Below are 12,936 nucleotides of genomic sequence, written 5' to 3' on the forward strand. Positions count from 1 at the left end.
CCCTGCGGGCACGGCGGCTTTCTTTTCCTGTTGTTTTGGCCGCCTGTGCGGCGCGCGGCGTGGTGTGAGTATGCGCGACGGGCGCTCTGAAGAAAGCAAAGAAGGGTCTGTCCTCTGAGAGGTAGGTGTTGTGCCCTGCGGGCACGGAAACTTTTCTTTGATTTAGTTTTGGCCGCCTGCGCGGCGCGCGGCAAGGCGGGGCCGGTTATGGGGCTGCGCCCCCTTCTCGGCCCCCCTTGCATCCCCCCCCGAAGCACCCCCTGTCCTACCCTGACCGACCAATGTTCTTTTTCGGGGGCGGCTACGCACGAACCTCGCCGACGTGTCGGCTTCGGTTCTTTATGACGCCGCCCCCGGCATCAATCCGCTCTCTGCCTGAGAAACTGCGCAGACCCCACTGTGTTGCTTATGCGACAGATTTTTTGGGCTGAACCACACAACAACTGCGGCACGTTTGTCCGTAACACAACGATCAGCTATAAAACCTAAATCCTCAACGATGTCTCAAGCCAGTCAGACGTCCTCAGCCTTGCATCCAACGTGAAGGCGCACGCTGGCATTGCGCGGCGTGGAGGGAGATCGCCGAGCGAAGCGAGGAAGCTCCCGCAGCAATAGCCGCGCAGCCCTCGTGGAATGGCGGGATATGGAAAGCCCTTGAAGGCTAGTCCGTGGGAGTGTGGGATATACGACAAACCCAGCGGGGTCGTCCGGGGGGAGTGCAGAGGGGGCCTCGGAGGGGCGGCAGCCCCTAACAGGCCCCCATCTGCCGCCCGCCGCGCAGGCGGCCCAATCGAAAATAAAGAAAAGCCCCCGTGCCCGCAGGGCACACAAACTGTCTTTCAAAGGACAAGCCCTATTTTATTTTCTTCAAAGCGCCCGCCGCGCATACCCTCGCTACGCCGCCCGCCGCGCAGGCGGCCCAAACAACAGAAAAGAAAGGTCGCCGTGCCCGCAGGGCACACAAACTGTCTTTCAAAGGACAAGCCCTATTTTATTTTCTTCAAAGCGCCCGCCGCGCATACCCTCGCTACGCCGCCCGCCGCGCAGGCGGCCCAATCGAAAATAAAGAAAAGCCCTCGTGCCCGCAGGGCACACAAACTGTCTTTCAAAGGACAAGCCCTATTTTATTTTCTTCAAAGCGCCCGCCGCGCATACCCTCGCTACGCCGTCTCGCCACGCAGGCGGCCAAAACAAAAGAAAATAGAAAGCCCCCATGCCCGCAGGGCACCGCAACCATCATTCAAACGACAAGCCCTGCTTTGTTTTCTCCAGAGCGTAAGCTCACAAGCCCCTAAAAACGCAACAATATTTTCGGGTTTACCAACTTCCAATTTCTTAAATAAAAATGCTATTTGCAGCTATACGAAAAGACAGTGCTTTTTTGAAACGCTGTTGACAAGGTTCTGTATTTTTGAAATTCATACAACGAATAGTAATCCTTCTCTTCATCTGAGAAACCAGGATGCTATTCTTACCAAACCACACAGGATTGCTTCCATGCACACCGGTCAGCCCGGGTCGTGCCCCAGCAGGAGTTACAATGAAAAACCGCGGCGTATATGCAGGGCTCGTTCTCGCGGGCCTGTTGCTTGTCTTTGGCGTATGGGTGCTGTCATTTTTTGACACAACGCTTTCGATCAAAAGGGTGGCCATGGACTCGGAGGTCGCGGCCAAACGGGTGGCCCTGCCATCGGGGCAGGCGCTGTTCAATCCGCCCCGGCCCGAGGATGCGCCCGAGAGCATCCGCAAAGAGGTCATGCTGGGCTACAAGATCATGACGGAAACCAGCAAATACGCCTCGCAATATATTGGCAATGGCAAGGACAGCAAGCTCTCCTGTTCCAGCTGCCACTTTGAAGGCGGCCGGTCCATGGAGAGCTTCTCCCTGGTGGGGGTCGGCGCCACATACCCGCGCTACCGCGACCGCAACGAATATACGGTTGATCTCGGCATCCGCATTCAGGGCTGCTTTGACCGCAGCATGAACGGAACGCCGCCGCCGCTGGACGGGCAGATCATCCAGTCCCTGCTGGTTTATCTGCAATGGATTTCCAAGGACATCCCCATCTATTCCAAGCTGCCCTGGACCTTGCCCGGAAGTCTGGGCAATCCCCACAAGCCCGACGTGGCCGCTGGCGCAGAGGTGTACAAGGACGTATGCGCACGCTGCCACGGCGTGAACGGCGAAGGCACGGACATCGCGCCGCCCCTGTGGGGTGACGGGTCGTACAACGACGGGGCCGGCATGCACCGGATACGTACCCTGTCCACATTTGCCTGGCACTTCATGCCCAAGAACGCCCCCTCGCTCACGCAGGAATCGGCCCTGGACGTGGCGGGTTACATACATGAAAAGCCCAGGCCCAAGTTCGTGCCCAGCCATCCCGACAAGATTGAGCTGCTCATCCCCCTGACGGAAGGGAAGTAGCCATGATTTTTCCCATACTGCACATTCCGGGTGTTGGCGATGGCATGACCATCGCCATGGACGCCGTGCTGCACGTCGTCATAAGTCACGGTCTGGCCATTGGCTTCATGACCATGCTGATCCTTTTTCAAACCATGACGTACGCGGGCAAGGGGCCGCACTGGGCGCGCATCAGCCGCAGCCTGCTGGGCCCGGCGGTGGTGGTCATCACCTCCGTGGGCGCGGTGACGGGCGTGGGCATCTGGTTCATCACCGGCATTCTCGCGCCAGAGGGCATAGGCTCGCTTATCCACCTCTTTTTCTGGCCCTGGTTCATCGAGTGGGGGGCTTTTACCTCTGAAGTCATCCTGTTGCTCTTTTACTACTATCTGTGGGACAGGCTGGCGGAAAAGCATCCCGGCCGCCTGACCGCCCTGGGTTGGGGCTATGTGACCATGGCCGTCATCTCGGCCATCCTTATATCCGGCATCCTGGGCTTCATGCTCACGCCCGACGGCTGGCCCTGGGGGCAGACGTTTGACGAGGCATACTACAATCCCACCTTTGCGCCCCAGGTCTTTTTGCGGCTGGCTGGCGGGCTTGCCATAGGGTCGTTGCTGCTGGCGGCCTGGATAGCCTGGCGCTTCAAGGGCACGCGGGAGGAGCGGGGCAGCGCCCTGCGGCTTGCGGGCGGCGTTTTTCTTGGCTGTGTGGCCGTGGGCGCGGTCAGCGCGTGGATTTACTTCTCGCGCGTGCCCATGACCTTTCTCACCCACTGGAAGTTCGCTGTGGCCACGTCCTACATGTCGCAGAAGCCTGACTTTCTGCCCGCCCTCAATGCCATTGCGGTGGGGGTGCTGTGCCTCACCGGGCTGGTCGCCGTACTGCGCTGGCCGGTGGTATGCCGCATTCTCTGCATTCCGGCTATCCTTCTCAGCGTGTTTATGGTGATGGAATTCGAGCGGATACGTGAATTCGTGCGCGGGCCGTATCTGCTGCCCGGCCATATGTACGCCAATCAGGTGCCGCTGGTGGAAAAGCTGGCTGTTGACGAAAAGAAGGAGAGCTATCTGCCGCGCATGCGCTGGGTGGATGACAACGGCACGTTGCCGCCGGACATGGTGGCGGGCAAGGCGCTGTTTGCCGCCAACTGCGGCGTGTGCCACACCACGGTCAAGGGCGGGCTGAACAATATCGGCATCCGCGTGGCCGGGCGCACTCTGGACAGCCTCAACGCCATTGTGTCCATTACGGAAAACCTCGGCCCCTTCATGACGCCCTTTACCGGGTCGGAACCGGAGCGCCTGCTGCTGGCCAGCTATATTTACATGCTCGGAACCGAGCAGGGCTATATCAAGATACCGCAGGCGCCGAAAGCTCCGGCAGCCCAGGCGGCGGCCAAGGAGGCGAAGTAGCCATGAACAAATGGACAGATCTCTTCCTCCTGCATCCCCTGCCCGAGGGCTGGCTCAACGGCCTGCTTTTCGTGACCTTTGGCCTGCACCTGCTGTTTGCCCTGCTTATTGTGGGCACGGCCGTGCTGGGATTTGTGTTCTTTTTGCAGGACTGGCTGGACAATGACCAGCCGGGGCAGCACTGGAACAGCAAGTTCCTGCACACCCATCTGGGACTCAAAAGCCTGGCTGTGGTGCTTGGCATTGCGCCTCTGCTGCTCATACAGATTCGCTATTCCTACTCCTTCTTCACCGCCACGGGTCTTTTCGCCTATGCGTGGCTGGCGGTGATACCCCTGCTGATCGTGGCCTTTCTGCTCATTGACGGCTTTAACCATTCAATGACGAGCCGCACCTGGCTGGCCATGGCCTGCGGCGTCATCGGCGTGGGAGCCCTGCTTACGGTGCCCGCCATCTTTACCGGGGCGCTGGCGCTGATGGAGCGGCATGCCCTGTGGGCCCGGTTCGGGCAGTCGGGCGGACAGGATTTCGCCAACTTGCCCGCGCTGGGGCCGCACTGGCTGTTGCGTTATCTGCATGTTATCGGCGCGGCTCTTGTGCTTGGCGCGGCATTTCAGCTCTTTTTCTCCACAAGGAACAATCCGGAGAAAACTCCGCGCCTGCGGAACTGGATTTTCGGCGCGACCCTGGCGCAGATTCTCATAGGCATACCGCTGCTGTTCACCGTGGCCGCCGAACTTACCTGGATCATCGTTGCGGCGCTTACGGTGGGCGCGACGGCCGCCCTGCTGGTCTTGTGGGTGCTGCGTCCCCGTCAGTCCGCTTCGGATCCGGCCCCAAGGCCCGTGCCCCTGCCCGCGCCGCGCAGTCTGCTCTGGCTGCTGCCCCTGGCCTTCGCGGCCATGCTGGTGGGCCGCCAGTTCATACAGGACGGAGCCATGAATCCTCTTCAGGCCGCCAACGACGCCTACCGTGCCGAGCGGGCCAAGACCATGGGCCCCTTCCGCCAGCCCTCGCTGGACGCCTACGCCTTCAAGCTCAAGACCGTGTATGACAACGGCGACGTCATTTACGATCAGGCCTGCGCGCCCTGTCATGGTCTGGAAGGCAAGGGCGACGGCCCCGCAGCCAGGCAGCTGATCATACCCGCCGAGCACGTGGCCGACATCCGGGCTAACAGGGAGTATGTCTACACCCTTGTGCGGGACGGGGTGCCCGGTTCCGGCATGCCGTACTTCCGCCTGTATGACCGCGAAAAGATCGAGATGGTGCTGGACGCCATGGGCAAGCGTTTTGACATGTTCGGCAAGACCGATGTGCCAGACCGCGAGCCGGACAGCGACGCCATGATCGTGTGGGCTGAAACCTGCTCGGTCTGCCACGGCGTGGAGGGCGAGATCACCGCTTTCGGGCATACCCTGCTGCCCCCGCCGCCGGATTTGCAGCAGTACTCCGTGACCCATGCCCGCGCTCTTGAGGTCATCACCAACGGCTATCCCGGCACGGTCATGCCGCCATTCCGCCACTTGCCCCAGGAAGTGCTGGAGGATCTGACCGTCATCAGCAATACCTTCAGGGTGGTGAAGTAAGCGTTTTGAGTATATCGGGCCGTTGGCGGCAAAGCCGCCAACGGCCCGGTGAACAGGCCAGCATGCGGGCCAGAAAGCAGGCCAGCGAATCGGCATGAAGACTGGTACCGGGCGTCGCTGCAACAGCGCGCAAAAAAGAAAAGAAAACTGCCCGAAGGCGTCATCCTTCGGGCAGTTTTTTATGGCAATGGTTGGCGAGGCGGCAGAAGCTGTCCCGGTGGCTCGGTTCAGGACTCCAGCCCCATGGCGTATTCGCGCTGTTCGCGGCGGCGTACCAGCCAGAAGACCAGCAGCGCGCCCAGCAGTTTGCTGACGCTCATGGTTATGATGGACCAGGGCGTGGCAAGGCCGATGATGAGCAGAAATACGATGCTGTCCAGCGGCGCGCCCACAAGGCTTGAAATAAGTATGCGCTGCGAGAACGGGCGGTTGGTAAAGGTAAACAGCGCCCAGTCGCCCAGTTCGCCCATGGCGAAGGCGGCGGCGCTGGCCAGCGCGAGCTGGGGGGTGGCCATGTACCAGCTTATGACGCAGCCCACCAGCATGGCCCACAGCACCTGATGGCCCACGCGGCGCTGCGCGTAGTCGCGCACCACGAAAATAAAGCCCACTATCAGCGACAGCGGGGCCCACAACTCGCCATTGGGCAGTTCAATCAGGGGCGTGACGGCAAAGGCGTAGTTCACGCCAACAATAAGCGCCATGTAGGTAAAGAGAGTAAACATGGCGCGAGAGTAAGCGCTGGCGGCATGTCCGTCAAGAGATGCGCGGCCGCAAACCACGGCAGCGCAGTGGAGAAAATGTCATAACAAGTTGCTATTGATTGTGTTTTGAGGGCGGCAAAAGGCACTCGCAGCAGAGCGGCGGACCCCGTGGACCAGGCTTGCGGCTTGACCACAGCGCGCGGATATGGGACAGAAAAACAGTTTAGTATGTATCTAGAAAAATTCTGCGCCTTTTTGCGCGCAGCGTAGGCCGGATCTTCGGCCAGGAGATGTAATGACCGACCTGCAATACCGTTGCGGTTGGGTGGCGCTCATGGGGCCGCCCAATGCTGGCAAATCCACTTTGCTCAATTCCATTCTCGGGCAGAAGGTGACCATTGTCACACCCAAGCCGCAGACCACACGCAATCAGATCGTGGGCATCCACACCGATGCGGAATCCCAGATCATTTTTATGGATACTCCCGGTCTCACCCAGGTGCGTGGCCGCCTGAGCAAGACCATGATCCAGGCCGTATGGCAAAGCCTCGGGCAGGCCGACATCATCATGCCGGTGCTGGACGCCCATTTGTACATCCGTCACCCCGAATTCCTCGATCGCGATCTGGCCCCGGTGGCTCAGGCTCTGGCCAGTGACGAGCGCCCGATGATCGTGGTGGTCAACAAGGTGGACCTTTTCAGCGACAAAAGCCGCATGCTGCCGCTGCTGACACGGCTGCACGAAATGTGGCCAAAGGCTGAAATATTCCCCGTGTCCGCTCTGCGCCGGGACGGCCTGACCGACCTTGTGGCTCTGATCAATAAAAAGCTGCCCAAGGGGGCTGCCCAGTTCCCCGAAGACCAGATATCCACCGCGCCCATGCGCTTCATGACGGCGGAAATCATCCGCGAGAAGCTTTTTCTCCATCTGCGGCAGGAAGTTCCCTATTCCGTTGCTGTTGACGTGGAAAACTGGGAAGAAGACGAGGAACGCGGGCAGACGGTCATTCATGCCACCATTTACGTGGCCCGCCCCATGCACAAGGCCATGGTCATCGGCCGGGCCGGGCAGTCCATCAAGGCCATCGGCACCGAGGCCCGCAAGGACATTCAGACTCTGGTGGGCGGCAAGGTGCATCTGGAACTTTGGGTCAAGGTGCGCGAGCACTGGACTGAAGACGCGGCCTTTTTGCGCGACATCGGCATGATGGCGGAGTAGCTATGGATCTGCTGGAGCGTTACGGTCATGTGTTGGACAGGCTGAACACCGCCTGCGCCGCCGCAGGGCGGCCCAGGCAGGATGTGACCCTCATCGCCGTGTCCAAACTGCACCCGGCGAGCGACGTGGCCGCCGTGGCCGCCGCCGGACAGGTGGACTTTGGCGAAAACTATGTGCAGGAAGCCCTGCAAAAGCGCGAAGATCTGGCGGCAGACGCCGGTTCCGCCGCTCTTGCCGCTGGCATCCGCTGGCACATGATAGGGCATGTGCAAAGCCGCAAGGCCGCGCAGGTGGCCGGGGCCTTTGTCCTCATACACACGCTTGATTCTCGCAAACTGGCGGACGGCCTTGAAAAGCGCATGCTCGATGCAGAAGGGCGGCAGCCCGTGCTTTTTGAGATAAATATCGCCTCCGAGCCGCAAAAAAGCGGCCTTATGCCTGCAGATTTGCCGGCATTGACCGATTATGTACTTGAGAGATGCCCGCACCTTGATGTGCGGGGCCTCATGTGCCTGCCCCCGGTTTTTGACGCCGGCGACGCGGCCCGTCCCCATTTTGCCCATCTGCGCGAACTGCGTGACGGCCTGCGCCAGCATTCTGGCCTGCCTCTGCCCATTCTTTCTATGGGCATGAGCGGCGACTTTGAGGCCGCTGTGGCCGAAGGGGCGACTCTGGTACGCATAGGCACGGATATTTTCGGGCCGCGCCCGGCCAAAACGCCGCCTCTGGCATAGTGTCTGCAACAGTTTGCAACAGGCATTGAGGCCGGTTTTGCGGGCAGCGGCGTTTTGGGCCTCTTCGGGCTTTCCGAAGGCGCTCCCCTCCCGTGAACATGACGGCGGCGCGGCATGGCCGTGGCGCTGCAAAGGCCAACGGAGTTGATTATGGCGGCCAAGGAAAAAGAAGCCCCGGCCCTGCCCGAAGGGACGGTTGAAAGCCCCAAGAAAAAATCCCGGGTCAAGCGAATAGTCATTATTTTGGCGATCTTGCTCATGACCTTGAGCGGCGCTGGAATCGGCGGTTACTGGTGGCTCTATCTGCGTACGCCCTCCAGCAGTTCGGGCGCTCCCGCGTCCGATGCCGCTGGCGCGCCTGCCGTTGCGGGCCAGCCCGCAGGTTCGTCCCAGGCCGGTGGGCAGGGCGGCCAGGGTGGACTGTCCGCACAAGGCCAGTCTGGCGGCCAGGGCGCAGCAGGAGGCGACGGACGTATTGAGCGGCAAAGCGATCTGCCCCGCAGCGGCGGCATGGTGCTGCCCCTGCCGTCCATTACCGTCAACCTGTCAGACCCTACCGGGCGGCGCTATCTCAAGATGGGCATGGAGGTGGAGGTCAACGCCGATGTTTCGGCTGCCCTTCAGGCCAACAACGCCCGCATCCGCGACGCCATCATCATGCTGCTTGCCGGTAAGAATTACGCGGACATATCTACCCCGGACGGCAAGGTGCTGCTCAAGGCCGAAGTGGCGGCGCGCCTTAACCAGATACTTGGGGCACAGCGCGTTATCCGCGTGTACTTTACGGACTTTGTGGTCGAATAGGTTTTTTGCGCGGCTTCGCCGCTGGGCCAATGCCCCGGATGCGCACTCGTCCGGCGGCAGGAAGACAACGAGGTGACACATGTCGCAGGAAGATCAGGACAAATTGGCCGCCCAGTGGGAAGCCGAACTCGCCAAGGAGTCTGATGCAGCCGGAGATTCCGGCGGCACGGCTGAGGCCGCCGCTCCGACGGCAACCCCGCCCGCTGGCGACGACGCGCAGCGTCAGGCCGATGAGATGGTTGCAGCCCAGTGGGCCGCCAACATGGCCCAGGAAGAGGAATCTCATGCGCACCAGTCCTTTGGCGGGGCCGGGGCTGGCATGGGCGGCCATGCGACCGAGGCCCATTTCAAGGATATGACGGAAATGGCCCGGCAGCCAGCCGACAACAAGCTCAAGCGGGAACTGGACTTTATTCTGGACATTCCGCTGGACGTGTCGGCGGAGCTTGGGCGCACCCGGCTGCTCATCAACGAACTGCTGCAACTGGGACAAGGTTCGGTGGTGGAGCTGAACAAGCTCGCCGGCGAGCCGCTGGAAGTCTACGTCAACGGCAAACTCGTGGCGCGCGGCGAAGCCGTGGTCATCAACGAAAAGTTTGGCGTGCGCCTTACCGACATCATCAGTCCCATTGAAAGGGTGAAACAGCTTGGCTAGTCTTGCACATGCCGCAGAACATGCCGCAGTCTTGGCCGCTGCGGGCGGCCCCGTCACTTCGTCGCTGCCCGCAGAAGCGGGCGGTTCGGGGCAGGCGGTGCGCGGCGTGGTGGAGCAGGGTGCGGCAGCGCTGCCGCACGGGCTGGACAAAGTTGTGGAAAACGCCGTTGAGCTGACGCGCCAGGGGCTTGGCGCTGCCGCGCAGGCGGCGGGCCGCTTTGCCGACACCCTTGCTGACAACCTTGACGGCGGTCTGGCCGGGCAGGCTGCGGCCAGGGCTGCTGAACACGGCACGGGCCTTGGGGGAAGCTCCTTTTCCTGGGGCGGCTACGCGCAGGCCGTGGGCATACTGTTTTTGCTGGTGGCCCTGCTGTGGCTGGTGGTCTGGGTGGTGCGCCGCTTTGGCAAGTTCAATTTTCTGCCGCGTCCGGGGGCGCTGCCCAAGGGCGCTCTGGTGATGGAGGCGCAGTTGCCGCTGGGGCCCCGCAAAGGGCTTATGGTGGTACGCTTCTTGAATAGAAGGCTGTTGCTGGGAGTGACCGACCAGCACATAACCCTTCTGACAGAGGAGCAGGCGCAGCATGAGCCGCAGGACAAAGATTTCAAACATATCATGGAAGAAGCCGCTCGCAGTACTGACAGCCGCTAGTATTCTTCTTTTGCTGCCCCATCTGGCCCATGCCGCCCAGGACATGGCCATGCCCACCTTGCAGCTCAGCCTTGCCGGCGGCGCGAAATCGCCGGAAAAAGTCTCGGTGCTGCTGGAAATTCTCTTTCTGCTCACCGTCCTTTCGGTGGCTCCCGCCATCATGCTCACGGTCACCAGCTTTACCCGCATCATCATCGTGTTCAGCTTTCTGCGTCAGGCCATGGGCGTGCAGCAATTGCCGCCTACCCAGATACTGGCAAGCCTCGCCATTTTTATGACGGTGGTCATCATGTATCCCGTGGGCAAGCAGATCAACGACGATGCCCTGCAGCCCTATCTCAGCGAACGCATGGATTACAAAGAGGCGCTGGACAAGGCGCAGGCTCCTCTGCGCACCTTCATGTTCAAACATACGCGCGAAAAAGACCTCTCCATCTTCTATTCCATCAGCAAGATGGAATCCCCAAAGAGCAAGGAGGAGGTTCCCACCATGCTGCTGGCGGCGGCCTACGTCATCAGCGAGCTGAAAACGGCCTTTACCATCGGCTTTCTCATCTACATTCCCTTTCTCGTCCTGGACATGGTCATTTCCAGCGTGCTTCTGGCCATGGGCATGATGATGCTGCCCCCCATGATGGTTTCCATGCCGTTCAAATTGCTGCTCTTTGTCATGGTTGACGGCTGGAACCTGCTGGTGGGATCGCTGGTCAACAGCTTTTTGCTCTGACGCAGGTCTGGCATCATTTTTGTAAGTATAGAGAGCCAGTTGTTGGCAGTGTCAATTTTTTCCGCGAGGGTAGGCCCATGTCTCCTGATTTTGTCATCGGTTTTGGCCGTCAGGCCATTGAACTGTGTCTCATGATGGCTTTGCCCATGCTTGCGGTGGGTCTGGGGGTGGGTGTGCTTGTGAGCGTCATTCAGGCCGCAACTCAGATTCAGGAAATGACCCTGACCTTTATTCCCAAGATAGTCTGCATGTTTCTGGCCCTGCTTGTGGCCCTGCCGTGGCTCATGGAGCGCATGATAACCTTCACGCGCGACGTGTTTATCAATATCCCCAATTATGTACGGTAGCCTGATGCTGTTCTTCTGCAATTCCATCACCAGAGGCAAGGAATTTTTCCATTGCCCAACGAAGCGGTCACTGCACCATGTATCGGAACTCGTATAAACGGTACGATGTACAAAAAGACGTAATTGCAGCAAGGAATATAGAGAACAGTATTAAGTCTAGAGAAAATACAGAAAGACTCTGCAGGTCAATACAAAAAGGAAATGTCGTGGACATTTCCTTTTTGTATTGTCTGTCGCTCCATCCTTGTGTAGGTTGGAGATCGTGCGCTTTGTCAAAGCGGAAGAAACATCCCGGTTTTTTGCGTGGGGCGCGCGCCAGAATGGCCGCGCCCGGCCCTGCGGCGCCTTCAGGATTTGGCGCGTACGGATGCCGCCAGTCCCAGAAGAATGGCCCCGGCCTGGGCCACATTGAGCGAATCAAAAGTCCGCGCCAGGGGTATGCGCAGCATATGCGCGCAACGCTTGGCCACGCCTGGCCGCAACCCCTTGTCTTCGTTGCCCAGCACCAGAATGGCGGGCAGAAGCATGGGCTCGGCAAAGGCGTCAAGACTCCCGGATCCGGGTTGGCCGCCTGCGCCGTAAATGGTCAGTCCGGCCTCTTCAGCGCTGTCCAGGGCATGCCCCAGGTTTGTCACGCGGGCCACGGGCAGATGCTCCAGGGCTCCGGCGGCGGCGCGGCGGGCGGCAGGGCCCAGATAGGCGCTGTTGTGGCGGGGCAGAATGATGCCCGCGCCCCCCAGGGCGTAAAGGGTGCGGCAGAGCGTGCCCACATTGCCGGGGTCCTGCACCTGATCAAGGGCCAGGACTATGGGCAGGGGCGCCTGCTCCAGGCTCGCAAAAATGTCTTCAAGCTCGCAGAAGCTGGTGACAGAAAGGCGCGCCACCACACCCTGGTGACTGACGGCGTCCCGGCCCGCCTCACGGTTGCCGCCACTGGCAGGACGGCACAGGCGGTCGAGAACGGCCTGTTCCACCAGCGTGAAACGCACGTCGTTTTTGCGGCAGAGGTTCTGCATTTCGCGGGCCTCGGGGCCGCGAAGCCCCTTTTTGCAAAACACGCAGTCAATGCGCTGCGGGTCGCTGGACAACAGTTCCAGCACGGGCTTGAGCCCCGGCAGAAGAGGGGCGTCTTCGGATTGGGTATGCATACGCGCCTCCGCGCGGAGTGACACGGCCGCCATGAGCTGCCGAGGTAAAAATTATGAGGAAAAGGGCGTCCACAGTCATCGGCTGTGTACGCATCTTCCCGGCTCCTGGCAAGCCGGGCGGACGAGGAGAAGCCATGACGGAGTATAGTATGGACATTGCCGCACAAGGACGCAAGGGTGGTACCGTAGGGTTGCGCCTGTGCGTGCTGGCGGTTGCCTGTTGCCTCATGTTGGCCGGGGGCTGCGCCTCGCGGCAAAGTGGCGACTCTGGTGGTCGCGGCGTTTCCTTTTCTGTCCCCGATGACGACCCCACTCCCTTGAGCGGCAAAGAACTGGCGGCGCTCCAGTCCACGGGCCAGGTGGACAAGAGCGTGCCCCCCGAAGCCATGGACGACGTGACCCGGCAGTACAAGTATTATCTGCACAAGGGGCGCAATTCCGTCTGCGTGTTCTCCAAAAGGGCCGAAGGATATCTGAGCTATTCGCGCCAGGTTTTCCGTTCGCGCGGCATTCCTGAGGAACTGGCCTACCTTGCCAT

13 protein-coding genes (1 of these 13 running past the window's edge) are annotated in these 12,936 nt (G+C 60.5%); 11 read left to right on the forward strand and 2 right to left on the reverse strand.

What is annotated here, in order from left to right; all coding sequences use genetic code 11:
• Window positions 1-1,540 precede the first annotated feature (1,540 nt).
• From DESU86_RS08535 to DESU86_RS08545, 3 genes are read left to right on the forward strand one after another with little or no spacing between them, the layout of a single operon-like run.
• Window positions 1,541-2,428, forward strand: coding sequence for a c-type cytochrome (locus DESU86_RS08535; protein WP_179980666.1), 888 nt, complete (start codon window positions 1,541-1,543; stop codon window positions 2,426-2,428).
• Window positions 2,429-2,430: 2 nt separating this feature from the next.
• Complete coding sequence (locus DESU86_RS08540) at window positions 2,431-3,822, forward strand: c-type cytochrome (protein ID WP_179980667.1); 1,392 nt, start codon at window positions 2,431-2,433, stop codon at window positions 3,820-3,822.
• Between the two features lie 2 nt (window positions 3,823-3,824).
• Window positions 3,825-5,411, forward strand: a complete 1,587-nt coding sequence (locus tag DESU86_RS08545; RefSeq protein WP_179980668.1) for a c-type cytochrome — start codon at window positions 3,825-3,827, stop codon at window positions 5,409-5,411.
• 227 nt (window positions 5,412-5,638) lie between these two features.
• On the opposite strand, the gene DESU86_RS08550 is transcribed toward DESU86_RS08545, so the two are convergent.
• Window positions 5,639-6,136, reverse strand: a complete 498-nt coding sequence (locus DESU86_RS08550) for a VUT family protein (RefSeq protein ID WP_179980669.1) — start codon at window positions 6,134-6,136, stop codon at window positions 5,639-5,641.
• 274 nt (window positions 6,137-6,410) lie between these two features.
• On the opposite strand from DESU86_RS08550, the gene era reads away from it, so the two are divergent.
• The 7 genes from era (at window position 6,411) to fliQ (ending at window position 11,250) form a co-directional block, all read left to right on the forward strand.
• The gene (era, locus tag DESU86_RS08555) at window positions 6,411-7,334 is read left to right on the forward strand and encodes a GTPase Era (RefSeq protein ID WP_179980670.1); all 924 of its coding nucleotides are present in this window, start codon (window positions 6,411-6,413) and stop codon (window positions 7,332-7,334) included.
• Window positions 7,335-7,336: 2 nt separating this feature from the next.
• Window positions 7,337-8,068, forward strand: coding sequence for a YggS family pyridoxal phosphate-dependent enzyme (locus tag DESU86_RS08560; RefSeq protein ID WP_179980671.1), 732 nt, complete (start codon window positions 7,337-7,339; stop codon window positions 8,066-8,068).
• 150 nt (window positions 8,069-8,218) lie between these two features.
• A complete protein-coding gene (locus tag DESU86_RS08565) occupies window positions 8,219-8,872 on the forward strand; it encodes a flagellar basal body-associated FliL family protein (protein WP_179980672.1) in 654 nt (217 codons plus the stop codon).
• 79 nt (window positions 8,873-8,951) lie between these two features.
• Window positions 8,952-9,527, forward strand: coding sequence for a flagellar motor switch protein FliN (gene fliN, locus DESU86_RS08570; protein ID WP_179980673.1), 576 nt, complete (start codon window positions 8,952-8,954; stop codon window positions 9,525-9,527).
• Window positions 9,520-10,176 (forward strand): flagellar biosynthetic protein FliO, encoded by a 657-nt coding sequence (fliO, locus tag DESU86_RS08575; protein ID WP_232088306.1) that lies wholly within the window; start codon window positions 9,520-9,522, stop codon window positions 10,174-10,176. Before fliN ends, fliO begins: the two co-directional genes overlap by 8 nt.
• A 43-nt stretch (window positions 10,177-10,219) precedes the next feature.
• Complete coding sequence (gene fliP, locus DESU86_RS08580; protein WP_442873489.1) at window positions 10,220-10,903, forward strand: flagellar type III secretion system pore protein FliP; 684 nt, start codon at window positions 10,220-10,222, stop codon at window positions 10,901-10,903.
• A 77-nt stretch (window positions 10,904-10,980) separates the two neighbouring features.
• Window positions 10,981-11,250 carry a flagellar biosynthesis protein FliQ gene (fliQ, locus tag DESU86_RS08585; protein WP_179980675.1) on the forward strand — a complete coding sequence of 90 codons (270 nt, stop codon included), beginning with the start codon at window positions 10,981-10,983 and terminating at the stop codon, window positions 11,248-11,250.
• A 347-nt stretch (window positions 11,251-11,597) separates the two neighbouring features.
• On the opposite strand, the gene DESU86_RS08590 is transcribed toward fliQ, so the two are convergent.
• Window positions 11,598-12,398, reverse strand: coding sequence for a TrmH family RNA methyltransferase (locus tag DESU86_RS08590; RefSeq protein ID WP_179980676.1), 801 nt, complete (start codon window positions 12,396-12,398; stop codon window positions 11,598-11,600).
• A gap of 134 nt (window positions 12,399-12,532) precedes the next feature.
• Between DESU86_RS08590 and DESU86_RS08595 the strand changes: the two genes are divergently transcribed.
• Window positions 12,533-12,936 carry the start of a LysM peptidoglycan-binding domain-containing protein gene (locus DESU86_RS08595; RefSeq protein ID WP_179980677.1) on the forward strand. The gene runs 1,489 nt beyond the window's last position, so 404 of the gene's 1,893 nt are visible here — the first part of the coding sequence; its start codon is at window positions 12,533-12,535; its stop codon lies beyond the right edge, outside the window.

This window comes from Desulfovibrio sp. 86, assembly GCF_902702915.1.
In the GTDB taxonomy this organism is placed as follows: domain Bacteria; phylum Desulfobacterota; class Desulfovibrionia; order Desulfovibrionales; family Desulfovibrionaceae; genus Desulfovibrio.